A 24,432-nucleotide genomic window follows, 5' to 3' on the forward strand; every position below is an offset into this window, starting at 1 on the left:
GGCGGCGGAGTGCTGAGGGGAAGCGGCTGTACGGGGCCCCGGCTGGGACAGGCCCTAGCCCTTGAGACCGCCTGCGGTCAGACCGCTCATGATGTTGCGCTGGAAGAGCAGGAAGATGAGCAGCGTCGGGATCGACGCGATGGTGAGCGCGGCGATGAGGACGTTCTCGGGCACGCCGCTGGCCAGCGAGTAGATGCCCACGTTGAGGGTCTGCTTGCTGGGGTCGGGCAGGGTGAGCATCGGCCAGAGGAAGTCCTTCCACACCCCGACGACGGCGAAGATGGAGACGACGCCGAGGATGGGCCGGGAGATCGGCAGGACGATCGAGCGCAGGGTGCGCAGGGGCGACGCGCCGTCGATCGCGGCGGCGTCGAGGAGTTCGCGCGGGATCGAGTCGAAGAACCGCTTCAGCAGGAAGATGTTGAACGCGTTGGTGACCGACGGCAGCCATATCGCCCAGGGCGAGTTGACCAGGTTGCGCTGGAAGAGCGGGACGTCCAGGACCGTGAGGTACTGGGGCACGACCAGCACGGTGGCCGGGATCATCAGGGTGGCCAGCATCATCCCGAGGATGACCTTGCCGAACACCGGCCGCAGCTTGGACAGCGAGTACGCGGCCGCGACGTCGAGGACGAGCTGGAAGAAGAGCGCCCCGAAGGCGTAGTACAGGGTGTTGAACAGCAGCCTGGACAGGTCCATCACGGTCCAGGCCTGGCTGTAGTTCTCGGTGTGCAGGGAGCGGGGGAAGGCGGTGGGCGGGCTCTGGACGACCTCCTGGGTGGTCTTGAGGCCGCCGGTGACCATCCAGTACAGCGGCCCGAGGAAGGCCACCGTGAACAGGACGACCACCACGGTGAAGACGATCCAGTAGAACGCCTTGCCGCGGGGTCTGCCGAGCTGGGCCGGTGAGATCAGGGTCCGCTGGCGCGCGGCCTCGGCCGCGCGGCCGGGCCCGTGCCGCCGGCTCCCGCGCCGGGAGACCAGTGTGTTCGATGCCATGGTCGTGCTCCCGTCCTAGTCTTCGCTGCTGCGGCTCAGCCGTACGTACACCGCGGAGAAGCCCGCGAGGACGACGAGCAGGACGAGGCCCAGTGCCGCCGCGCTGCCGTAGTTGTTGAAGTTGAAGGCGTACTGGTAGATGAGGTAGACGACGGTGGTGGTGGAGCCCTCCGGGCCGGCGCCGTTGGTGAGCAGGAACGGTTCGGTGAAGACCTGCATGGTGGCGATGACCTGCATGAGCAGGAGCAGCGAGAGGATGAGCCGGGTCTGCGGGATGGTGACGTGCCAGACCTTGCGCAGCAGCCCGGCGCCGTCGAGTTCCGCCGCCTCGTACAGCTCCCCCGGGATGCCCTGGAGCGCGGCCAGGTAGATCAGGGTCGCCCCGCCCATGTTCATCCAGGTGGCCGCGATGACGACCGAGAGCATCGCGGTGCCGGTGTCCTGGAGCCACTGCTGGGCGGGCAGGTGGAAGAGCTCCAGGATGCGGTTGAAGAGCCCGTATCCCGGGTCGTAGAAGTACTTGAAGAGCAGGACGGAGGCGACCGGAGGCAGCATCACCGGCAGGTAGACCAGCAGCCGCAGATAGCCCTGCCCGTGCCGGAACTCGTTGAGCACGACGGCGACGACGAACGGGACGGCGAAGCCGAGCAGCAGCGCCAGCACGGTGAACAGCGCCGTGTTGCGCCACGCCTGCCAGAACGCCGGGTCGTTGAAGACGTAGGTCAGGTTGGACCAGCCGGCCCAGGTGGTCCTGCCGTCCTCGGTCTTCTGGAAGGCCAGGACGAACTCCCTGACCATCGGATACCAGGAGAAGAGCGAGAAGCAGAGCACCGCTCCGATCAGGAAGCCGTGTGCGGAGATGTTGCGGCGCACGGCGCGCAGGAACTCCTCGCGGGCGGAGTCCCGGCGGGCGGGGCCCGGGTGGCCCGGGCCGGGCCCGGTCGTCTTGGGGGAGGACAGGGTAGGGGCCGACATGGTGTGTCTCCTCGGTGCCGGTGTACTTCGAGCGCAGGCGGACGGGTCCGGGACGGGGGACCGGGTCCGCGTGACCCGGTCCCGCGCGTCCGTTACGGGTTCGCCAGGACCTGGTTGACCTGCTGCTCGGCGGTGGAGAGCAGCTTGTCGATGTCCGCGTCCTCGTTGGTCAGCACTCCGGACATGGCGTTGTCGAGGATCTTGTAGATCTCCTGCGCCTTCGGCGGCTCGGCCTTCCCCTGGACGGGGTTGTCCATGAAGGCCTTGAAGTTCTGGACGGGCATCGACGCGTTGGCCGTCCGCGAGGCGTCGTCCTTGGCCTTGCTGTCGCCCAGGAAGAAGTTGGGCTGCGGAAGCCCGACGGGGAGCTTGTCGGCCTTGGTGCGGGCCCAGTCGAACTGCCCCTTGCCGGGGGTGAGGTTCTTGAAGTTCAGCCAGGCGACGGCCGCCTTGATCTGGTCGGGCGAACTGCCCTTCTTGATCATGTAGTTGTTTCCGCCGAACAGGGTCCCCTTCGCCCCGGGGATCGGGCCCAGGCCGAAGGTCTCGTACCGGGCGCCGAGCTGCTGCACCATGTACGCGATGTCGTCGGGGGCGGCGAGGAACATGCCCAGCTTGTCGCTGGATATCTGCTTCTGCAGGTCGCCCCACTTCAGCAGCTGGGTCTTGCCCATGCTGTCGTCCTCCCAGCGCATGTCGTGCAGCTGCTGGAGGACCTGCTTGCCGGTGGCGTCGTTGAAGGCGGCCTTCTTGCCCGAGGCGTCGACGACGTCCCCTCCGAGGCCGTACTGGGTGGCGGCGAAGTGCCAGCCTCCGTTGTTGCCGGCGCTGTACTCGCCGAAGCCGGCGATCCCCTTGCCCAGGCCCGCGATCTTCTTGGCGGCGGTGCGCACCTCCTCCCAGGTGGCGGGCGGGGTGTCCGGGTCGAGGCCGGCCTGGGTGAAGAGCTTCCGGTTGATCATCAGGCCCATGGTGTAGTTGCTGGTCGGCAGTGCGTAGAGCTTGCCGTCCTTGCGGGCCACGTCGATGACCTGGGGCTGGATGTCCTTGAGGGCCGGCACGGTCTTCTCGGTGACGTAGGCGGAGATGTCCTCGGCCCCGTCGTTGTCCAGAACCTGCTGGAGGTCGGTGAAGTACGCGTAGAAGACGTCGGGTTGCGACTTCCCCTTCAGCATGGCCGTGAAGCGCGGCGGCTCGTTGCACTGCCCCGGGGTGGACTTTCCGTTGATCTTGACGTTCGGGTACGTCTTGTTGAACGTCTTGATGTCCTCGTTCCACTCGCGCAGCTCCGCGGCCTTGGCCGCCGGCGGCATGCAGTCGATCGAGATCGTCACCTTGGTCTTCGGGTCGAGCGGGGCGGAAGGGTCGGACGATCCCTTGGACGCGCTGTTCGAGTCCCCGTCCTTGCTGCTGCTCGTGCCGCAGGAGGCGAGCGAGGTCAGGGCAAGTGCGGTGACGAGGGCAGCCGCGGAGGCACGGCTGATACGGCGTGTGCGGCGCAACCCGGCACTTCTCATCGATGATCCCCTTCGGGCATGAGCGTGGATGGCCCTCGGCCGGCTCTCTGCCGGGGCGAGGCACACTCAACCAGCGGCAACATGTGAACGCAATATCTCGCGCAGTTTTCGTAAAAGTTTGACAGTGCTTCGCACGCGGCGTGCGGTGCCTGCGTGGACGCAGCACGGAGCGCCGCCCGGCGGACCGGACGGCGCTCGTGAATGCGGTACCGGCTACGGGTTGATGTTGATCTTCATGGTGGACGTCGTGTTCTTCACGTCCTGGGCGTTGCCGCTGAGCTTCAGCCCGTTGAAGGTGACCTCACCGACGGCCGGCCCCTGGCCGGACTCGGGCATCTCGTTGGCCCACACCCCGAAGCCGGACTTGGCCTCGAAGGCGTCCGCGCTCTTGCGGGCGCCGGAGATCGAGATGTCGGTCAGGATGGTGTCCTTGATGGGGAACTGGGGCTGTCCTCCTACGTAGTTGGTCTGGAACATGATGCCGCTGTACGTCGGGTCGACGATGTCCACGTGGTTGATCCGGATGCCCTGGAAGACCTTGGACGCGGAGAACAGCCAGATGCCGGGAAAGGTCTGCGTCCCCCAGAAGTGGCCGCCGGAGCGAATCACCGACACGTTCTCGACCGTCGTCGGATCGGCCCCGAAACCGTTCATCGGGTAGCCGAAGTCCAGCGAGCTGACGGTGATCCCGGAGTAGACGAGGGTGTCAGCGATGTGGATGTTGCGGAAGGTGTTGTTGTAGCCGCCGTAGACGGCGACTCCGGCCGCGCGCCAGGTCAGGAGGGACGTGAGGTTCTCGTAGACGTTGTTCTTCATGTCCGCGCCGCCGGAGTCGATCGCGGAGAACAGCGCGAAGCTGTCGTCACCGGTGGCCCGGGACTCGTTGTTGACGACGTGGTTGTCCGTCGAGCCGTTGGTCATGTTGATGCCGTCGGCGAACGTGTCGCGGATGCGGGAGTTCCTGATGGTGATGCCGTCGGTGTTGGCGCCCCAGTAGAGGCACACCTGGTGCTCGTTCCAGACGTTGTCGATGACGATGTCCGAGACGTTGGAGAAGTCGAAGACCTTGCCCGGTCCGTCGATGCGCGAGGTGTAGTTCCCGAAGTACGCGAAGTTGGCGAACGTCGATCCCTTGGCGCTGGCCTCCGCCCGGAAGCCGTTGTCGGTGTTCTCCTGGCCGGAGGGCGCGTGGAACCTGGTGTACCAGGGGCCCGCGCCGATGACCCGGACGGCCTTTCCGTAGACCTGGAACTTGCCGGCGGTCTGGTAGTCCCCGGCCGGCAGGTAGACGCCGACCAGCTTCCCCGTGGTGTCCATCCGCACCTTGTCCAGGGCGTTCTGGACGTCCTGGTGGGTGAATCCGGCGGGGACGGTGTACGCGGCCGGGTCGGGGTTGGCGATCTGCGTCGCCTGCTCCAGGCTGACGAAGTCGATCGCGTAGGTGCTGGTGTTGGCGGCGTCCTTCTGCAGCCGGATCTTGCTGCCGGCGGGGACGGTCCGGCCCAGCATCATGTTCGCCTCGTCGTAGATGTGGCGCGGGGAGCCCGCGCCCGGCGAGTTCCCGGGGCCGGTCTCGGCGCCGTACAGCCAGGCGTACTTCGACGTGAGGTCGATCGCCTTGAGGAAGACGCCGTCCACGTAGACGTTCAGCTTGGAGTCGATGCCTCCGCCGCCCGCGGAGTCGGGGATGGAGTACCGGGTCACCAGCGTGTTGGTGCTGGCCCTGGTGGTGAACTCCACGAAGTTCCCGGTGCTGTTGAGGGTGACGGCCTTGCGGCCCGACGCCTCGCCGGCCACGTCGCCCACGGTCCTGTTCGGGCCGACGACCTGCGCGCCGCCGCCGGTGACGCCGTCCTCCGCCTCATACATGTCGTACGGCATGTCGGCGCCTCGTCCGACGAAGAGCGAGCTGGTGGCGGTGTTGTTCCCCCGCTTCACCGGGAGCTCGTTGGCGTCGTCCGCGATGACCGTTCTCACGGTGTACGAGCCGTTGGCCGCCGTCCAGCCGCCCAGGTTCACCGGGGCGCTCGTCCCACCCGCGGCGATGGCCCCGTCGTAGGCGCCGGTGAGGGTCTTCACCGTGGCGCCCTTGGAGTCGAGCAGGGTCAGCGTGACGGCGTGGCCGCCCGCCGCCGAGGCGACGGTGCCCTGGTTCTTGAGGGCGACCGAGAAGGTGACGTTCTGGCCGGCGGACGGGGCCGACGGCGACGTGCTGACCCCGGTGGAGACCAGGTCGGAGCTGGCGACCGGCTTCACGACGAGGCCGGTCGCACCGGTCCAGGTGTTGTCGGTCTCGTTCTGCTCGATGACCTCGTCGGCCGCATCCGCGACCGCGCTCAGTGCGTACGTGCCGGCGTCCCGCGCGCCGATGCCGGCGCTGACCTGGGCGGAGGCCCCGGCGGCGAGGGCGCCGACGGACGCGGTGGCCACCTTGGAACCGCCGAGGCGGAATTCGACCTTGCTCGCCGGCGCGGCGAGCGAACCGGTGTTGCGGACCGTTGCCGTCAGGGTGACCGGGTCCGACTCCACGGGCGCGGCCGGGGCCGCGGTCACCGAGCCGATCTGGAGGTTCGGATTGGCGGCGGGGGCGCCCAGGACCTGGAACTCCGCGACCTGACCGGCGGGCGCGCCGCTGTTGGACGTGAACTTCAGCTGGACGTCCGCGACCCGGGCGCCGACCGGGATGGTCACCGTGTTGCCACTGCCCGGACTGAACGCGTAGTCCCTGGCAGCCACCAGGCTGCTGAAGGCCGAGGCGCTCTGCTCACGGCCGAGGACCTGGATGTTCTGCGTCCTGGCTCCCCAGCTGCTGTCCGGGTTGAGCTTGACGATGACGCTCGACGTGTCGGCGTTGGCGCCCAGCTTCACCGTGAGGGTGTTGGGGTAACTGCCCCCGGCGCCCTCCCAGTAGGTGGTGAGGCTGTTGTCGTTGGCGTTCTCCGCGACGAACGTGTGGACCACGGACGAGGCCGTGACGGGCTTGCCGACGGCTAGATTGGACGCGGTGCCGGTGCTGCCGTTGCGGGTGACGGTGTTGCTGTCGCCCGATACGTTGCCCGCCGCGTCCCTGGCCCTGACGGTGTAGGACACGGTGGTGCCGGCAGGCTGGGTGTCGGTGTAGGTGGTGACATCGCCCGCCACGCTCTTGCGCAGCACGTTGTTGGCGTAGACGTCGTAACCGGTGACGCCCTTGTCGTCGGTGGACGCCTGCCAGACCAGCTTGACCTGCCCGGTGGCCGGCTCGGTGAAGCTCAGGTTCGCGGGCACGGTCGGGGCCTGGGTGTCGCCTGTGCTTCCCGTGCGGGTCACGGTGTTGCTGTTCGCCGACGCGTTGCCCGCGGCGTCCCTGGCCCGTACGTAGTACGAGACGGTGGTGCCGGCCGGACGGGTGTCGGTGAAGGTGGTGACGTCCCCTGCGACGCTCGTGAGCAGCGTGTTGTCGGCGTAGACGTCGTAGCCGGTGACGCCGGTGTCGTCCGTCGACGCCTTCCAGGCCAGCCTGATCTGTCCGGTGGCGGGTTCGGTGTACGCCAGTTGCGCCGGCGCGGTCGGCGCCTGGGTGTCACCGGAGGCGGGGCCGTAGATCTCCAGCTCGGAGACCTGGGCGCCCGGCTGGACGGAGTTGGCGCTGACCAGGACCCGGACATACCGGGTGGTCGTGGCGTCGAAGGAGATCGTCGCCGACTCCCCTGCCGTCGGACTGAAGGTGTAGGGCGCGGACTGCGTCAGGTCACTGAAGGCCGTGCCGTCGGCGCTGCCCTGGATCTTCAGCGTCTGGCTGCGGGTCTCCCAGCCGTCCGGCAGGCGCAGCACCACACGGTCGACCCGGACGGAGGAGCCCAGGTCTGCCTGGATCCACTGCGGCAGGTCGTTGTTGCGGCTCTCCCAGTAACTCGCCGCGTTGCCGTCGTTGGCGTGGGCGGCGATGTACGTCTGGGTGTAGCTGCTGGCGGTGAGCGTGCGGCCGGCCGCCAGGTTCACCGTCGACTCGGCGGCGGCCCGCACCTCCAGCTCGGCGAGCTGGCCGTTGTCCGACGCGGAGTTCGCGGTGATGGTCGCCCTGACGAACCGCGCGCGGGTGGCCGGGAGGTCGATGGTCACCTTGTTGGAGCTGCCCGGCGCGAAGGTGTAGGCGGCCGGGGTCTTGAGCGTGGTGAAGCTCGTGCCGTCGGCGCTGCCCTGGAGCGAGAGGGTCTGACGGCGGCTCTTCCAGCCCTCGGGAAGCCTGAGGGTGACCTGGTCGATGCGGGTGACCTTGCCCAGATCGCTCTGCACCCACTGGGGCAGGGAGCTTCCCGACCCCTGCCAGTACGTCGACGGGTCTCCGTCGGCGATGTTCGCGGCGGCTGTCGTGCGGCCGGCGCTGCTCGCCGCCGCGCGGTGACCGGCGGCGATGTTCGGGCCGCTGTGGGCCGACGCGTTGAGCGCCGGCCAGCCGACCATCAGCAGGCTGGTGGTGAGGGCGGCGGAGAGGACCCGCCATCGGCGGTGTTGCGTTCTCATATGTCCCCGATCTTCGGCCTCGGCGCAGGGGGCGCGGCCAAGGCGCGGCTCTGTCTGCGTACCCGCTGGGTCATAACTTTCTGCACCATCGGGATGGGGTTTTGCGTTTTGCGGTCAGAGAGTTGCAGAGAATTGAGACCGAGTCCACCGTTGCGACAGAATACGGAATCCGGGCGGCCGCTCCTGGGGCACCGCAACTCAGGTAACAATCACGGCATTTGACCGGGGATAGGCCAAGCGTCCGCGCTACGCGATCACGCAAGGAATTTGCGTATTTATGAAAGGAACTGAAAGGTGCCAGCTCGGAGGGGAGGCCGAGAGGGAAGGCCGGGGCACGACGACGGGGGCATGACGACGGGCGGGGTACGGCAACGGGCGGCGCACGGCAACGGGCGGGGTCCGCTGGTGCGGACCCCGCCCGTTCTGCCTCTTCCACGGGCCGCCGGTTCAGCCCGACGGGCTCCAGCGGTATCTGACGTCCGGTTCGCTCTCCTCGTTGCGGCCCCCGTCGTCGAAGCCGACGGCGGTGAATCCATGCCGCTCGTAGAAGGCCCGCGCGTCGGTGTTGCGCTGGAAGGCGTAGAGGGCGAGCCCTTCCGGGCTGCGCTCCCTGGCCTTCGCGAGGAGAAGCGTTCCGATGCCCCGACGCCGCATGTCGGGGCGCAGATACAGGTGCTCGAGTTCGTCCCCGTCGACCGAGAGGAAGCCGACCGGCTCCCCCGCGCCCCCGCCTCCCTGGATTTCGGCCACCCAGACCTCCGTGCCGGGCAGGACGACGTGGGTCATCCAGCCGAGGGTGGCCTCGTCGCTGTGCACCCTCGCCAGATAGGGCATGGAGGCGGCGCGGGAATCGAGGAACAGGCGGGTGAGGCAGGGGGCGTCCTCGACGCGCGCCTCCCGCAGGTGTATCGCGCCTGAGGGCGGGCGGCCGTCCGATGACATCCAGGTCTCCTGTCCGTGGGGGCCGGGTGAGGAAAGCCCCGCCGCCTCTCGGAGGCGCCGTGAACCAGCCACCCGGAGATCGAACATACGTCGGGCCCGGTCAGGATCTCCATAGAATAAGGCCGACCGCTCCGCCGTGACGCGCCCGCACGGTGTCCGCCCGGCGAAGGAACGACGTACCGGTGTACCAGCCCCACGAGTTCACGTTCCCCGGGAAGGGCCACCGCGTCCCGGCCCCCCTCCTGGCACCGGGCGCCCCCGCGTTGTGGCTGGTGGACGCGGAGCGGGACGGAGAGCACGCGCGGCGGCTCGCGCCGGGAATTCTCGATGCCGGCGAACGGGACCGGGCCGCGCGTCTGGTCGTCCCGGCCGACCGCGCGTGCTACGTCGCCGCGCACGTGGCCCTGCGGCTGCTGCTCGGCGCGTGGCTGGGGATCGCTCCGGACGCCGTGCGCCTCACGCGGGAGCCGTGCCCGTCCTGCGGCGGCCCGCACGGCCGTCCCGGCACCGACGGCGGTGTGCACTTCTCCCTGTCGCACACCCGCCACCTGGCCCTGCTGGCGTTCGCGGACACGCCCGTGGGGGTGGACGTGGAGCCCCTGCCGACGCAGGAGATCGTCTCCGAGATCGCCGGTCAGCTGCATCCGGCCGAGTCCCGCGAGCTGGCCGCGCTTCCCGGGGAGCAGCGGCCGGCCGCCTTCGGGCGGGTCTGGACCCGCAAGGAGGCCCACCTCAAGGGTGAGGGCATCGGCCTGGCCGACGGCCTCGCGGCCGAACACCTGGGTACCGGCCCCCGGCCCCGTCCGGGCCCGCCCGGCTGGACGGTCACCGATGTCGGGGTCCCCGCCGGATATGCGGCGGCGGTGGCGGTCCGCGCGGCGGGGCAGCCGCCCGCCCGCCACGGCGACCGGTGAAAATGACGGAGCGGGCAGACCGCACCGACCGACCGATACGGAGGAGTGGCAGATGCCGCAGACACGAGCCGGGCAGCAGGCACGCCCGGAGGACCTGACCGATGTGGCGCGGCTGGTGACGGCGTATTACACGCTGCACCCCGATCCCGCCGAACCGGGCCAGCGGGTCGCCTTCGGCACGTCGGGGCACCGCGGGTCGTCGACGGCCACCGCGTTCAACGAGGACCACATCGCGGCGACGAGCCAGGCGATCAGCGAGTACCGGGCGCGACAGGGCACGGACGGGCCGCTCTTCCTCGGGGCCGACACCCACGCCCTGTCGGAGCCCGCGCGGGTGACCGCCATCGAGGTGTTCGCCGCCAACGACGTGACCGTGCTCATCGACTCCGCCGACGGCTACACACCGACGCCCGCGGTCTCGCACGCCATCCTCACGTACAACCGGGGCCGCGGCTCGCACCTCGCCGACGGTGTGGTGGTCACCCCCTCGCACAATCCGCCGGGCGACGGCGGGTTCAAGTACAACCCGCCGAACGGCGGTCCTGCCGGGTCGGAGGCGACCGGCTGGATCCAGGAGCGGGCCAACGAGATCATCACCGGCGGCCTCAAGGACGTCCGCCGCATGCCGTACGTCCGGGCGCTCGCGGCGCAGTCCACCGGCACGTACGACTTCCTGGGCACCTACGTGGCGGACCTGCCGTCCGTCCTCGACCTGGACGCGGTGCGCGCGGCCGGAGTGCGGATCGGGGCCGACCCGCTGGGCGGCGCCTCGGTCGCGTACTGGGGCCGCATCGCCGAGCAGCACCGGCTCGACCTGACCGTGGTCAATCCGCTCACCGACCCCACCTGGCGGTTCATGACGCTGGACTGGGACGGCAAGATCCGGATGGACTGCTCCTCACCGTACGCGATGGCCTCCCTGATCGGACAGCGCGACCGCTACCAGATCGCCACCGGCAACGACGCCGACGCCGACCGGCACGGGATCGTCACCCCGGACGGCGGGCTGATGAATCCGAACCACTACCTCGCCGTGGCCATCAACTATCTGTACGCGCACCGGGACCGCTGGCCGGCGGGTGCGGGCATCGGCAAGACCCTGGTCTCGTCCGGCATGATCGACCGGGTCGCCGCCGATCTCGGCCGGCGGCTGGTGGAGGTGCCTGTCGGCTTCAAGTGGTTCGTGGACGGCCTGGCCGACGGCTCCCTCGGCTTCGGCGGCGAGGAATCGGCCGGGGCCTCGTTCCTGCGCCGGGACGGATCCGTCTGGACCACGGACAAGGACGGCATCCTGCTGGCCCTGCTCGCCTCGGAGATCCTCGCGGTGACGGGCGATTCGCCCTCCCAGCACTACTCCGCGCTGACCTCCCGCTTCGGTGAGCCCGCCTACGCCCGGATCGACGCGCCCGCGGACCGCGAGCAGAAGGCCGTACTGGCACGCCTCTCCCCCGAGCAGGTCAGCGCCGACACCCTGGCGGGCGAACCGGTCACGGCCGTCCTCACCTCGGCCCCGGGGAACGGGGCCGCGATCGGCGGCATCAAGGTGACGACGGAGAACGCCTGGTTCGCGGCGCGGCCCTCGGGCACCGAGGACGTCTACAAGATCTACGCGGAGTCCTTCCGGGGCGCCGAGCATCTCGCCCTCGTCCAGGAGGAGGCCAAGGCCGTCGTCTCCGCGGCCCTGGACGCCTGAGGCGGACGCCGTTCGCCCCCGGCCGGCCCGGTGCGGGGGCCGGCGGCCCCCCGCCTCCCCCGCACCCGTGCAGGGCCGTGCCCGTAGCGGCTGGCCGGGCACATAACCGTACCGGTCGATAGAATTCGGGCATGGGAGAGCGGCCGGTCGCGCCGACTGCGCCCGAGGTCGTACTCGAAACCGACGCAGGACCCACGGTGATGAGTCCGGGCCGGGAGTACCACGTCGGACGCGACCCTCTGAGCGACATCGTCATCGACGACGTCCGGGTCTCGTGGCACCACGCCGTGCTCAGAGCGTCGGACGGCCACTGGTCGATCGAGGACGAGGGCAGCACGAACGGCACCTACAGCGATGGCCGGCGGATCGGCACCTGCGGCATCGGGCCCGGCGCCCTCATCCGCTTCGGCCACCCGGAGGACGGACCGCGGGCCGTCCTCCGGGTCCGGGCCGCGCCGGCCCCGGCGCCGGCGCCGGACCGTCCGTCGGCCGTCTCCATGCCCGCCTCGACCGGCATGTTCCGGCAGCCGACCACCGTACGGCCGCTGCCGTCGCGCACCGTACGGATCGGCCGCGGCGCCGGGAACGACCTGGTCGTCGACGATCTGAGCGTGTCCCGCCGCCATGCCGAACTGCTGGCCCATACGGACGGCACGTACGAGATCGTCGACCTCGGCTCGCACAACGGAACCTTCCTCAACGGCCAGCCGGCCGACCGCGCACCGGTCTCCCCCGGAGACATCGTCGGCATCGGGCACTCCGCCTTCTGCCTGGTCGGGGACACCCTGCAGGAGTTCGTCGACACCGGCGAGGTGTCCCTCGACGTGCAGGACCTGGCGGTCACCGTCGACAAGGGACGCAAGACGCTGCTCGACCATGTCGCGTTCCCGGTCGGCGAGAAGTGCCTGCTGGGCGTGGTGGGACCCAGCGGCGCGGGCAAGTCCACGCTCCTGAACGCCCTGACCGGACTGCGCCCGGCCGACGAGGGCACCGTCCTGTACGACGGCCGCGATCTCTACCACGACTACGCCGAACTGCGGCAGCGCATCGGCCTCGTGCCGCAGGACGACATCCTGCACGCCCAGCTGACCGTACGCAGAGCGCTCGGTTACGCCGCGGAGCTCCGTTTCCCGCAGGACACCGCCAAGTCGGAGCGCCGTGAGCGGGTCGCCGAGGTGGTGCGCGAACTCGGGCTCGAGCAGCGTGCGGACCAGCCGATCCACAGCCTCTCCGGCGGTCAGCGCAAGCGGGTGAGCGTGGCGCTGGAACTGCTGACGAAGCCGTCACTGCTCTTTCTCGACGAGCCGACGTCGGGCCTCGACCCCGGCATGGACCGTTCGGTCATGCACATGTTGCGCGGCCTCGCCGACGACGGGCGGACGGTCATCGTCGTCACGCACAGCGTGCTGAGCCTGGACGTGTGCGACCGGCTGCTGGTGCTCGCGCCCGGCGGGAAGATCGCCTACTACGGTCCGCCCGAGGACGCGCTGGCCTTCTTCGGCTTCACCGAATGGCCTGAGGCGTTCGAGGCGTTCGAGAACGAGCGCGACCGGCCCTGGTCCGAGGAGTTCGCGGCCTCCCCCTTCCACCGGCGCTACATCGCCAACGCGAGTTCACAGCCCCGGCTGCCGCACGCCGCCGCCGCGACGGTCGCCCCGCCGCCGAAGACCCGCAGCTGGGGCGCCCAACTGCGGACCCTCGTGCGGCGGTACGCGGCCGCGCTCAGCGCCGACCGGACGTTCCTCGCCATCATGATCGCGCTGCCGTTCGTGATGGGCGCCATGACCCGGGCCCTCGCCGGGAGCAGGCTGACGCAGGAGACGGCGATGAACGCGCTGCTCATCCTCTGTGTCGGCGGGGTGCTGACGGGCGCCGCCAACGCCGTACGGGAACTGGTCAAAGAACGGGTGATCTACCAGCGGGAAAGAGCCGTCGGCCTGTCCAGATCCGCGTATCTGATGTCCAAGGTGGTGGTGCTGGGCACCATCACGGTGCTCCAGGCCGTCGTGCTGACCCTGGTCGGTCTCGTGGGCGTCGATCTCAACGCCCCCGGCGGCGAGGGCGTTCTCCTGCCGCCCCTGGCCGAAATCACCCTGACGGTGGCCCTGTTGTCGTTCACCGCCATGATGCTGGGCCTTCTGGTGTCCGCACTGGTGCGCAAGGAGGAGGTCACCATGCCCCTCCTGGTGCTGCTCGCGATCGTCCAGGTCGTCTTCTGCGGCGCGCTGCTGAAGCTGCACGGCGTGCCCGGCATCGAGCAGTTGTCCTGGCTGATCCCCTCCCGCTGGGCGCTGGGCGCCATGGCCGGGACGATCGGCCTGGCCCGGATCGTGCCCGGGAAACTGACCTCGGACCCGTTGTTCGAGCACTCCGCCGGGATCTGGTTCCTCGACATGGCGATGCTGGTCGTGCTCTCCGTCGTCTTCGGATTCGCGGTGTCCAGACTCCTGCGGCGGCACGAACCCGCCATCATGCGGAAGTAGGAGCGGCCCATGGAGAGCGAGGACTTCCGCCCCACCCATGTCGTCCCCCGGGACGGGCTGCCCGCCTGGGAGGCACCGGACGTGTCCCGGCCGACCGAGCCCCTCGATCCTCTGCTTCCCGTCCAGCTGCTCGACCGGCGCGGCGACTGGGGCCGGATCCTGTGCGCCAACGGCTGGTCGGCATGGGTCGACGGCCGGCTGCTCGTGTCCGTACCGCACGACCCGCCGCAGGCCGGACAGCCGATGGCCCGGACGGCGGACCCCGGTCCGCTGATGGCCCGGGTCCAGGAGTCGCTGGACCTCTTCCGCCGGGCGTCCGAGGAGCTCGTCGCCGGCCGCATCGACGGGGAGACCTTCCGCCGCCGCACCCAGGGGCTGCGCGCGGGTGTGGTCGTCGACGGCGAAGCCGTGTGGCTGTTCGACGCGGAGCACGAGCGCTGGGTGTACACGGACGGCACCCGGCTGACGGTCTACGCGGCGCAGTCCGGCCCCGGCCTGCCGAAGAGCGCCCCGGTGAGCGGCGGCCCGGAGGCGACCCGGCTCGTCGACCCCGGCACGCACCCGCGGACCTGGCCGGGTGAGACCTGATGGCGCCGGCCACCGCGTCCCCGGACGATTCCGGCCTGCCCGCCGGACGGCCCGCCGACCTGACCGGCAGGCGGATCGCGGGATATCTGGTGGAGCGGGAGATCGGGCGAGGCGGGATGGCGGTCGTCTACCGGGCCAAGGACCTGCGGCTGGACCGTACGGTCGCCCTCAAGCTGCTCGCCCCGGAACTCGCCCGCAACGACACCTTCCGCAAACGCTTCACGCATGAGTCCCGGGTGGCTGCCGCGATCGACCACCCGCACATCGTGCCGGTCTTCGAGGCCGGGGAGACCGAGGGCATCCTCTACATCGCCATGCGCTACGTGGCCGGTCAGGATCTGCGGGCCCTCATCGACCGGCAGGGGCCGCTCCCCGTGGCAACCGCGCTCCGGATCGCGGCCCAGGTGGCCTCGGCCCTCGATGCCGCCCACGACCACGATCTGGTGCACCGGGACGTCAAACCCGGCAACATCCTGGTCGCGGAGGGCACGGACAGCGACCATCCGGAGCACGTCTACCTGACGGACTTCGGGCTGACGAAGAAGTCCCTGTCGCTGACGGGGTTCACGTCCGTGGGCCAGTTCGTCGGAACGCTCGACTACGTGGCGCCCGAGCAGATCTCCGGCCGGCCGGTGGACGGGCGCTGCGACGTCTACAGCCTCGCGTGCGTCGTGCACGAGACGATGGCCGGCGCCCCGCCCTTCCAGCGCGACGACGACATGGCGCTGTTGTGGGCGCACCAGTTCGATCCACCGCCGGCGCTGACGGGACTGCGCTCCGGCCTTCCGGCGGACGTCGACGCGGTGCTGGCGAAGGCCCTGGCCAAGAGTCCGGACGACCGCTACGACTCCTGTCTCCAGTTCGTGACCGCGCTGCGGGCCGCCGCGCGGGGCGAGGTGCGGGGCGGCCATCCGCCGACGCAGGTGGACCGCCGGGTCGGCGCATGGCGGTCGGGGCCCGGACCACCGCCGGGGCCGCCGCGGTGGGCGCTACCGGTGTTCCGGGGATAGCGCCTCTCGTTCGGATCAAGCCGGGCTCTCGGGGCGCACTTCGCCGCGCCGGTGCACACGTGTGCCGAGCAGCCCGCCCAGCAGACCGGTCACGAGCCCCCACAGCACGGCGAGTCCGAGCGCGCCCCACAGCCGCGGTCGCAGCAGGACCTCTCCGCCCAGCCCGCCGCCGAGGTCACCGAGACCGAGCAGGGACAGACCGTAGTGGGCGGAGATCCGTGCGAGCAGGCATACGGCGAGCACGGTGAGGACGAGTGCCACCGCCATGTGGAGGGCGTGCTGCCGGGGACGCATCCGGGCCGGGGAGCGTACGGCCGCCAGGAACGCGGCCGCCAGGGTGAACAGAGCGGCGACGGCGACGCACCACCAGACGCGGCCGTCCTGGTCGGCGAGCGTGCCGACGTTCACCGTGGAGAGGTCCGGGGTCCGCAGGACGGAGTCCAGTACCTGCGGCATCGGGAGTCCGAACGGCCCGTCCGCCTTCCCTTCCCAGGACGCCCCGAGCCCCAGGGTGAACGCCGGCCAGACCACGTTGGGCAGTCCGAGCAGGATCACCGCGGCCGTCTCGGCGGGGTGTCCTCGCGTCACCATGACGACGAGGGCGACGAGCAGGCCCACCCCCGCATAGGCGAGCAACAGGGCCACCATCGCGTACGCGGCCGGGCGCACCGATTCCTGGAAGCGCACCAGCCGGACGGGCAGGGGCGCGCCGCGCGAGACGAGCAGGGCCAGGACGAGGACGCCGGCCAGCCAGAGCAGCCCGAGGACGAGGGTGAGCGGGATCTCGGCACGGAATCCGGCCCGGGGCGAGGCGTCGAACACGTCGCCGATGCCACCCGTCGGGCCGGCCCCGGGGATGTCGAAGGTGTGCCGGGCCAGGAGGGACAGCCCGATGAGCACCAGGACCCAGAGTGCCGCGACGCGGCCGGCCCAGCCGGCCAGTTCGCGGGTGGTGGCGACGGCTCGGTGGCGCAGGGGGCGCAGGAATCCGGCGGCGAGGACCAGCGCGCCGAGGAGGGTGACCGAGAGCGGCAGGGCCGAGATGTCCGCGTGGGTCCTGGCGAGTTCGCCCGCGTTCCCCGAGAGCGCGACCGACCCGCCGGCCGCCATGACGACGACGGCCGCGGTGACGCGGGGGAACGAACCGCCGGGCAGTTCCGCCGCGCCGGCCGCCCAGAGGCCGAGCGCGGCGGTGAGACTCATGACCAGGAGTCCGGCGAGCACGGTCAGGAGGGCGTCGGCCCAGCCGTGCGCACCGCGGATTCCCGTTCCGGGCCGGCCGTCCGATCCCTGTGTGCTCACGGGCCCACGCTAAGGGCTGCCCCACCGTTCCCGGTGGATCAGCGCGCGGCGTCAGGCGCGGTGCGTCGCGAGGCGGAGAGCCACTCGCACGCTGGATGTATCGGTTGGCGACGGCGCGGCGGGGTGCCGCGGCTGTCGTCGTGCGCCTGCCGGGAATGACGGGACGGCCCTCAGGCAGCCACGATCCCGGCCGCCCCCGGGTGGGCGACCGCGTCGGCTTGCGGGGCGCGCGGCCGGGCACACAATGGCTGATACCCGAACAATTCCGCAACGACCCAGGCGTGGGGATGAGAAGCCGTGAGTGACCAGCCGCCGTCGTCCGGCCGCCCCACGGGGCCGCCCTCAGGACCGCTTTCGGGTCCCTCGCGGGAGGGGCCCGTTCCGCCGCCTCCGGAGCGTCCGTCCGGTCCCCCGCCCGGCCCGCCCTCCGGCGGCGGCCACGGCGGACCTGGCGGCCCGGACGGTCCGGGCGGTGCGGGCGGTAGGGGCGGTGCGGGCGAGGCCCCGCAAGGTCCGGGGAGGGGCCCCCGCACCCCTTGGTGGCGGTCGGTCCCCAAGGTGGCGGCGATCGCCGTCGCCCTCGTGGCGGCGGTGGTGCTGACCATCGTCCTCACCCGGCCCGACGGGTCCGACAAGGCGAGCGGGGAGGTGTTCCTGGAGGCGGCGGGCTCGACGGGCCCCGCCCCGTTCACCGGGTCCACCGCACGCGGCCGCGCCGGGGACGCGACGCCGACCGCGGTACCGAGTCCCGTGGCGAGCCCTTCCCGTGCCGGGCCCCACGTCACCCAGGGCGTGGACGGTGCGGCTCCCGGTCTGTACGGCGGCACGCGCAAGAAAGCCGCCTGCGACGTGGAGAAGCAGGTCAACGCCCTCACCGGCCGGCCTGCCAAGAACAAGGCGTTCGCCTCGGTCGCGGGTGTGGCCCCCTCCGGTGTCCCGGCGTATCTGCGCGCGCTGACGCCTGTCCAGTTGCGGCTCGACACCCGGGTGACCAACCACGGTTACGAGAACGGGGCCGCCACGAGCTACCAGGCGGTCCTTCAGGCCGGGACGGCGGTGCTGATCGACGACCGGGGAGTGCCCCGGGTGCGGTGCGCCTGCGGCAACCCGCTGTCGCCGCCGGTCGCTCTGAAGGGAACACCCCGGCAGAAGGGCGAGCCCTGGCCGGGGTACCGGGCGGGAAACGTCGTGGTGGTGGAGCCCGCCGCACGGCCGGTGGACGTGTTCGTCATGTTCGACCCCCGGACCGAGGGCTGGTTCAAGCGGGACGCGGGTGACACGGGTGGGGACGACAAGAAGACCCGGCCGCCCGCCGACTCGAGCGCCTCGCGGTGTCCGGACGAGTCCTGCCCCTCGGACTCCTCGTCGCGCTCCCCCGCTTCCGGCGAGCCGTCCTCGCCGGCGACGAAGCCCGGTGAGCCGTCGACGCAGCCGCCCGAGCCGCCTCCGTCGTCCGCACCACCGCCCCCGCCGCCCTCCTCCGAGGCGCCGCCGACGTCGGAGTCGGCCCCAGAGCCCGTGACGCCGCAGACCGCCGAGTCGCAGGCGCCTGCGCCCGCCTCCGGGGACGGCACCGCGGACGGGACGGCGTAGGGACCGGGACCGGCGTTGGGTCCGTCCTCCGGCCGGGGCGCTTCCGCATCACTCCGAGGAGTCGACGGGCTCCGGAAGTCGTGGGGCGTGGGTGGCGGCCCGGGGGCCGGCACGGTAGCGGCCCGGAGTCGTTCCCATGACCCGGGTGAACGCCGTGATGAAGCTGCTCGGGTTGGCCCATCCGCAGGCGGCGGCGGTCCGGGTGGTGTCGTGGCCGTCGGCCAGGAGCACGAGCGCGTGGTGGATGCGCAGTTGCGTGCGCCACTCGTAGAAGGTCATGCCGAGTTCCTCGCGGAACAGCCGGCTGAGGGTGCGGGCCCCGGCCCCGGCCGCCTTCCCGAGCTCGGCCAGCGTGGAGTTGTCGGCCGGTGCCTCGTACAGCAGTCGCGCGACGGTTCGCAGGCGGTCGTCACGTGGCTCCGGCAGGTGCAGGGGCTGTTCGTCCACTTCCCTGAGCTCGTCGACGAGGACGTGAAGGAGGCGCGTGCGCGCCGGGCGGCTGTAGCCCGGCGCGCCGTCGTGGGAGGGACCGGTCAGGGCGCGCAGGACCTCGCGGGAGAGGCCGGAGACGCCGAACACCGCCGGGCGGTCCGGCATGAGCCGGGCGAGCGAGGGGGCGAGGAAGACGATGCGCATGTCGGTGTCGCCGTGGGCGCGGTGGTAGTGCGTGAAGCCGGCGGGCGTCCAGGCGACCCGGTTGGCGGGAACGATCGAGGTGCCGCGCTCGGTGTGGACCGCCAGCACGCCGTCGGCCGCGTAGACCAGGTGGCCCCGCGCGTGCGACTGGGCCGTGCTCGCTTCCCCGGACGGCCACAGGTGGCGCCCGCCGGACGGCCACACGTGCGACGTCACACCGGCGGCCGGACGAGGTTGGCGGCGAACAGGCATCAGTTGGCACCTTAGCGGTGGCACGCCGTCCCCCGCCCCGGTGAGACTCGTTCGTGCAGCGGCCTCCGGCGGTGGGGCAGCGTGGCTCGATGCCGCGGCGCGAGAGAAGGGGAAACGCATGACGACGTTCGTCCTTGTACCGGGCGCGTGGAAGGGCTCCTGGTCGTTCGAGGCGGTGACTCCGCTGCTGGAGCGTGCCGGTCACACGGTTCACGCCCTGACCCTGACGGGTCTGCGGCCGGACGACGACCGCTCGACGGTCGCGAGCGCCAACCTCGACACCCACGCCGACGACGTGCTGCGGCTCCTCGACCGTCACCGCGTCACCGACGCGACGCTGGTCGGCCACAGCTACGCCGGGATGGTGATCGCCGCCGCCGCCGACCGCGCGGCCGGCCGCATCTCACGCCTCGTGCATCTCGACGCCTACGTACCGCGCGACGGCGAGTCGTGCTGGTCGTCGACGAACGCGCACTTCCGGGACGTCTTCGCCGCCGGCGCGGCAGCCACCGGCTACGCCGTCCGGCCGCCGGGCGACGGTGATCCCCGCCGCCGGCCGCATCCCCTGGCGTCGTTCGTGCAGACCATCCGGCTCACCGGCGCGCACGAGCGGGTCACCCGGCGGGAGTTCGTCTACTGCTCCGGCTGGGAGGACCGCACGCCGTTCGCCGCTCTCCGCACCCGCCTGCGGGCCGACCCCGCGTGGCGTGTCCACGAACTCCCCACCGGACACGACGCCATGCACGAAGCCCCGGAAGCGGTCGCCGCGCTGCTGCTCGGCGGATGACGATGCCGCCGGCGGCGAGGCACCTCATGCGCTGCCTACAACCCGTCACCTAACCTCTTCCGGGGAGACCGCGCATGAGGGCGGATGTCTCTGCTCCGAGGAGGCGAAGGTGACCGGTACCGGTGCGCGGGCGCTCGCGGGCGCGCTGGTCGTGGCCTGCGTACTGCTCCTCGGCCGCAGCGCACCGAACGGCGGCGGCCTCGCCGGGCCGCCGCCGGCCGATGCTCCCGGGAAGGCCGTCCCGAACCGCGTCATGACGTGGAACATCTGCAACCCCTGCAAGGGGAGCGGCCAGAACGCCGGCCGGGCGGCGGAGATCGCCGCGTACGCGCCTCAGGTCATCGGCCTGCAGGAAGCGTGCGTGGGTGATGTCGAGAGGATCCGGGATCATCTGCGGTATCGGTACGGGCTGGTCTACCACGTCGAGTACGGATCGGTTCTGCGGAGTTGGAGCCGCTGCGGCGGAGTGCCGTGGGCCCCGGGGGGTTTCGGTCAGGCCATCCTCTCGGCCGCTCCGATGACCGGCCGTGTGAACGTGGAGTACCCCGAAGGCGGTTCCGAGGACCGCGGCTACATGGCCGTCACCACCCTCGTGGACGGCCGGGCCGTCCGGGTCTTCAACACGCACCTTGCCCAGCGGAGTCAGGAATCGGTCCGCATGAAGCAGACGGGCGTACTCGCGAAGGCGGTCGCCCGGCATGACCGCGCGATTGTTCTCGGTGACTTCAACGCGGTCCCGGATGCCGCCGAACTCGCCGGAATGTGGAAGCTGTTCGCGGACGCGGACGCCGGGTGCGGTCCTTCGGCGTCCGGCAGGTGCGAGCCGACCACCGATTGGCACAGCAAGTTCGACTACGTCTTCCTGCGCGGCTTCACCTCGCTCGAGCAGGGTGTGCATCTCACTCCGTACTCGGACCACGATCTGGTGCGGGCCGATCTGAGGCGGTCGTAGCGCGTTCCGGCGCGGCCCAGGGGTCTGCGGGGGCGCCCCACGCCGGTCGGGAGCCTCCGCGGGCCTGGCTGTGGCATCACCCACTCGACGGCGTCGGTGCCATTGTCAGCCCCACGGCGTAGAATCGGCGCATGCCCTCTGCCTCTTCGCGTGCCACACCTGTGCGCTCGCTGGCCGCGGTGAACGCGGACATCCGCGCGCTGTGGGAGCGGGGCGGCCGATTGTCGCCGGAGGGGCGGCGGGAGTACGAGCGCCTCCTCGCGGAGTGGGCGGCTGTGGTGCGGGGCGACGGCGCTGAGGCGGCGTGACCTGCGGCTGATGGTCAGTGCCTCTCATCGACCGCTGCCAGGCGGCTCGATGCGCCAACAGCTTCACAGGTCCCGGGCATCTGCCGATCCGGCAAGCCGAACGTCCCTCGCTCGTGAAGGGGCTGGACGCCGGCAAGAGTGGGGCAGCCGCATCCACCCGAAAACGCGGGCGCTCGCGGGGCACGTCCTCTGCGGCTATCTTGCCGGTGAAGCCACCGACCGAGACACGGTCGAGAACGTCGACGTCGCCTGGGTGCCGCTCGCGCACCTGACCCGCTTGATCCCGGCCGCCCGCCTCTGCCCGCCGATTCCGACTGCCTCGGAGGCCGCGTGACCGAGCAGACCGACACCCGGCAGGGCATCTCCGCGGCGATCATCGTGGACGGCGGCAGGGTCCTCATGATTCGCCGGCGCGAGCGGGAGGGGAAGCTGCTGTGGGCGTTCCCCGGCGGCGGCATCGAGGCCGGCGAGTCGCCGGAGCAGACCGCGGTCCGGGAGACGTCCGAGGAGGTCGGGCTGGAGGTCGAAGCCGTCCGCGTTCTCGGCGAACGGGTGCACCCGAACACCGGCCGCCACATGACGTATGTGGCGTGCGATCCGGTCTCCGGCACCGCGGGCATCGGTGCCCCGGAGGAGATCACCGAGGTTGCCTGGGTCGCGCATGCGCAGATCGACGACTACGTGCCCTACGGCCTGTTCGGGCCGGTCCACCAGTACCTCGACGAGGCGTTGCCGCGGTGACCGCATGCGGCGGAGAACCGCCGGACGGAGCGCCGTCCGCGGTGGGGCTGATTGCCTGGGCGATGGCACCCGGGCCGGGCTGGGCCTGACGTGGGCGCTCATGGTGGGCATCGGTCTGCCGATCATGGTCGTCATCGGGCTCCTGGCGTGGCTCGCGGGGGCCATCCATTGGATCACCGGCCTGATGGTGACGCCGGCCCTGGTCGTTCTGGTCGCCGGCCTCTTCAGCGGCGGGAAGGTCTGATCCCGGACATGTGAACGCGCCCCCGCTTCAACGGCCCGGGGCGTCGCAGTGCATCGGGCCGTGGCGCGGGGCGGCGCCTTGATCCGGTCGCCTCCTCCCCGCCTCTGCACAGACCGCAAAGGCGGAGGCCCTGACATCCTCGAATCCGGGCGAGACCCCTCGTGCGCCTTCTCGCCCACGTGCATGGGGTGCGCTTCGACGAGCCCCCAGCCTCTCCCCCACGTTCCTCGAACCGCTTGAGTCCTACCTTCACGCAGCCGACGGTCCCCGGGCAGCCTCGGCTCAGCTACCGGAAGGGCTCCTACGCGTCGATGATTCGAACGATCCCTGTCATGTCTTCGTTACGGCGCGACAGGCTGGTGGGTTGCCGTCGCACGGACAGGGTTCACCCGGATGCCGCGATGCGCCACGTCGCCCGAGCCTCGAGCGATCGGTTCGCGCTGGGTCTGGCGCTGACCCCCTACGAGCACGACGTTCGGCCGCAGCGCAGCGCGAGCCGACGGCCGCGCACGCCTGCTCCCCCTCGTCCCTACTTTTCGGCGCGGAAGGTCAGGGATTTGATCGCGTCGATGGCGGCGCTTCTCCCCGAGGCGTCACGGGGCAGGACAAGGCCGAGTACAGCAGTGATGACAAGGGTGACCCGCGCTCCGTCCACCAACGCGGGGGCCTGTGTCAGCCCTGGAATCCATGGCAGCGCGATGGCAGCGGCAAAAAGGACTGTCGGAGTCCATACCGCGCCCGCGACCCTACGAATCCGGGAAAGGGCAGTCACGGGCGGAGCGGCCGCGGTCAGGGCCTCCCAGTCGTCACCGATCAGCGCTACCACCCCGGACCAGAGGGACTGGGCGACGAGATCGAAAGAAGACGGGCCGCTGGCTCGGGCTATCGGGGCCTTGTGCCGGCGTATGACCGTGGCGACTCGCCGTAAGTCAGCCCGGGCGGATCGGCGCCCGCCGGGAAACAACCAGGCCGACACGGACCGTTCCGCCTCGCGGGCGGCATGCTCCACGGCAGCTTCCACTTCGGTCCGTGATTGCCGGCGGAACCAGGTGTCACGGTGAACGTGCGTCTTGAAGCAGGCGTCAACGAGCGCAAGGAGCAGTAGGTCGTAGGGGCGCAGGACGGGACGGGTCACCCATTCGACTAAGGCTGGAATTATCGTCACGCCCAGCACAACGCACACAAAGAAGGCAATGACGAGCAAAGAGATAAAGGTCAAGATAGCGGACCATCTTGCCAAGATCTCTCGGGCGCTGGGCCATTCGCCCCCGTCAGCGCCTCCCGAGATCGCGAAGAGAAGTACCGAGGCTGTAACGAGGGCCAGGGCCAGAACGTGGAGCGTGCCCAGACGCCCCCTTCGCAGGCTTCGCGCAGCTCCCGGCCTGGCGGGGAGAACCGCCACGAAGAGAGCGACCATGGTCATGAAAATCAAGGCGTAGCCGCTCCAGAACGACGCAGAGCGCGGAGTGGGAGCATCGTTCGTGGTGATGACATGTTGGACCCAGGAGAAGGGAGGGGGCCACCCGAAGGTGCTATCCGGGTCCAAGCGGGCGAGCCAGGGAAGGGGAATGGAAACAAGGAGTACCCCCACAAGGAAAAGTGGCATCCATGCTTCGGTGAGAGTCTCGTGGACGGCTTGCCGGGCCGCAGCCCGGGCGGCTTGCCTCCCCACGGCAGTCGCCTCGTCGGGGCTCAACGCCGTACCGCAGGAGTTCGTGACTCGTGCGCGGTACGTCGCGGCACTTGCACGGACAACCTCGATAGGTAGATAGCTCATGGCAGCTCCCCCCGGGCCATAAAGCACAAGAACGTCAGCACTATGCCTGCCCGGCACCCGATCCATCAGACTCTTCTCGGACATCCGGAACGTCGGACGGCTGGCAGGGGGTGCGGGCCGTCATTTCTTCCTCCGTGCTGCTCGCCGCGCAGCCCGGCTGGCCGGGGTTGGGGTGCGTCGTCGGCGATGACCTGCTCGCCGGTCCACCACAGTCCG

At 70.7% G+C, this 24,432-nt stretch carries 19 protein-coding genes; 11 read left to right on the forward strand and 8 right to left on the reverse strand.

Features of this window, described 5'->3' with window-relative positions; all coding sequences use genetic code 11:
* Positions 1-54 precede the first annotated feature (54 nt).
* The 5 genes from E6R60_RS15655 to E6R60_RS15675 form a co-directional block, all read right to left on the reverse strand.
* On the reverse strand, positions 55-999 hold the full coding sequence (locus tag E6R60_RS15655) for a carbohydrate ABC transporter permease (RefSeq protein WP_206309429.1): 945 nt from the start codon (positions 997-999) through the stop codon (positions 55-57).
* Between the two features lie 15 nt (positions 1,000-1,014).
* Positions 1,015-1,974, reverse strand: a complete 960-nt coding sequence (locus E6R60_RS15660; protein WP_136327163.1) for a sugar ABC transporter permease — start codon at positions 1,972-1,974, stop codon at positions 1,015-1,017.
* Positions 1,975-2,066: 92 nt separating this feature from the next.
* Positions 2,067-3,491: an extracellular solute-binding protein gene (locus E6R60_RS15665; protein ID WP_136327164.1), complete on the reverse strand. Its 1,425-nt coding sequence runs from the start codon at positions 3,489-3,491 to the stop codon at positions 2,067-2,069.
* A 213-nt stretch (positions 3,492-3,704) separates the two neighbouring features.
* Positions 3,705-7,994, reverse strand: a complete 4,290-nt coding sequence (locus E6R60_RS15670) for a discoidin domain-containing protein (protein ID WP_136327165.1) — start codon at positions 7,992-7,994, stop codon at positions 3,705-3,707.
* A gap of 447 nt (positions 7,995-8,441) precedes the next feature.
* Entirely contained in the window at positions 8,442-8,936 is a 495-nt protein-coding gene (locus tag E6R60_RS15675) for a GNAT family N-acetyltransferase (RefSeq protein WP_136327166.1), read from the reverse strand.
* A 182-nt stretch (positions 8,937-9,118) separates the two neighbouring features.
* Between E6R60_RS15675 and E6R60_RS15680 the strand changes: the two genes are divergently transcribed.
* From E6R60_RS15680 to E6R60_RS15700, 5 genes are all read left to right on the forward strand, one after another.
* Positions 9,119-9,850 carry a 4'-phosphopantetheinyl transferase superfamily protein gene (locus E6R60_RS15680; protein WP_136327167.1) on the forward strand — a complete coding sequence of 244 codons (732 nt, stop codon included), beginning with the start codon at positions 9,119-9,121 and terminating at the stop codon, positions 9,848-9,850.
* Between the two features lie 52 nt (positions 9,851-9,902).
* Complete coding sequence (gene pgm / locus E6R60_RS15685; protein ID WP_136327168.1) at positions 9,903-11,543, forward strand: phosphoglucomutase (alpha-D-glucose-1,6-bisphosphate-dependent); 1,641 nt, start codon at positions 9,903-9,905, stop codon at positions 11,541-11,543.
* 131 nt (positions 11,544-11,674) lie between these two features.
* Positions 11,675-14,026, forward strand: a complete 2,352-nt coding sequence (locus E6R60_RS15690; RefSeq protein WP_136327169.1) for an FHA domain-containing protein — start codon at positions 11,675-11,677, stop codon at positions 14,024-14,026.
* Positions 14,027-14,035: 9 nt separating this feature from the next.
* Positions 14,036-14,614, forward strand: coding sequence for a hypothetical protein (locus tag E6R60_RS15695; RefSeq protein WP_240802582.1), 579 nt, complete (start codon positions 14,036-14,038; stop codon positions 14,612-14,614).
* Positions 14,614-15,624, forward strand: a complete 1,011-nt coding sequence (locus E6R60_RS15700; RefSeq protein ID WP_136327170.1) for a serine/threonine-protein kinase — start codon at positions 14,614-14,616, stop codon at positions 15,622-15,624. Before E6R60_RS15695 ends, E6R60_RS15700 begins: the two co-directional genes overlap by 1 nt.
* A 15-nt stretch (positions 15,625-15,639) precedes the next feature.
* Here E6R60_RS15700 and E6R60_RS15705 read toward each other — a convergent pair whose 3' ends face one another.
* Positions 15,640-16,926: a streptophobe family protein gene (locus E6R60_RS15705; RefSeq protein ID WP_136327171.1), complete on the reverse strand. Its 1,287-nt coding sequence runs from the start codon at positions 16,924-16,926 to the stop codon at positions 15,640-15,642.
* A 297-nt stretch (positions 16,927-17,223) separates the two neighbouring features.
* Here E6R60_RS15705 and E6R60_RS36745 point away from each other — a divergent pair, with 297 nt between their 5' ends.
* Positions 17,224-18,519 carry a DUF6777 domain-containing protein gene (locus tag E6R60_RS36745; RefSeq protein WP_168713617.1) on the forward strand — a complete coding sequence of 432 codons (1,296 nt, stop codon included), beginning with the start codon at positions 17,224-17,226 and terminating at the stop codon, positions 18,517-18,519.
* Positions 18,520-18,567: 48 nt separating this feature from the next.
* Here E6R60_RS36745 and E6R60_RS15720 read toward each other — a convergent pair whose 3' ends face one another.
* Positions 18,568-19,407 carry a helix-turn-helix transcriptional regulator gene (locus tag E6R60_RS15720; RefSeq protein WP_136327173.1) on the reverse strand — a complete coding sequence of 280 codons (840 nt, stop codon included), beginning with the start codon at positions 19,405-19,407 and terminating at the stop codon, positions 18,568-18,570.
* Between the two features lie 118 nt (positions 19,408-19,525).
* On the opposite strand from E6R60_RS15720, the gene E6R60_RS15725 reads away from it, so the two are divergent.
* The 5 genes from E6R60_RS15725 to E6R60_RS15745 all read left to right on the forward strand — a co-directional run bounded on the left by E6R60_RS15725 (position 19,526) and on the right by E6R60_RS15745 (position 22,439).
* A complete protein-coding gene (locus E6R60_RS15725; RefSeq protein WP_136327174.1) occupies positions 19,526-20,194 on the forward strand; it encodes an alpha/beta hydrolase family protein in 669 nt (222 codons plus the stop codon).
* 109 nt (positions 20,195-20,303) lie between these two features.
* The gene (locus tag E6R60_RS15730) at positions 20,304-21,146 is read left to right on the forward strand and encodes an endonuclease/exonuclease/phosphatase family protein (RefSeq protein WP_136327175.1); all 843 of its coding nucleotides are present in this window, start codon (positions 20,304-20,306) and stop codon (positions 21,144-21,146) included.
* Positions 21,147-21,277: 131 nt separating this feature from the next.
* On the forward strand, positions 21,278-21,454 hold the full coding sequence (locus E6R60_RS36750) for a hypothetical protein (RefSeq protein WP_168713618.1): 177 nt from the start codon (positions 21,278-21,280) through the stop codon (positions 21,452-21,454).
* A 330-nt stretch (positions 21,455-21,784) separates the two neighbouring features.
* A complete protein-coding gene (locus tag E6R60_RS15740) occupies positions 21,785-22,195 on the forward strand; it encodes an NUDIX hydrolase (protein ID WP_136327177.1) in 411 nt (136 codons plus the stop codon).
* A 4-nt stretch (positions 22,196-22,199) separates the two neighbouring features.
* On the forward strand, positions 22,200-22,439 hold the full coding sequence (locus E6R60_RS15745) for a hypothetical protein (protein WP_136327178.1): 240 nt from the start codon (positions 22,200-22,202) through the stop codon (positions 22,437-22,439).
* 529 nt (positions 22,440-22,968) lie between these two features.
* On the opposite strand, the gene E6R60_RS15750 is transcribed toward E6R60_RS15745, so the two are convergent.
* On the reverse strand, positions 22,969-23,658 hold the full coding sequence (locus E6R60_RS15750) for a hypothetical protein (RefSeq protein WP_136327179.1): 690 nt from the start codon (positions 23,656-23,658) through the stop codon (positions 22,969-22,971).
* Positions 23,659-24,432: the final 774 nt, after the last annotated feature.

The sequence above is a fragment of the Streptomyces sp. A0642 genome (assembly GCF_004795105.1).
Classification (GTDB): Bacteria; Actinomycetota; Actinomycetes; order Streptomycetales; family Streptomycetaceae; genus Streptomyces.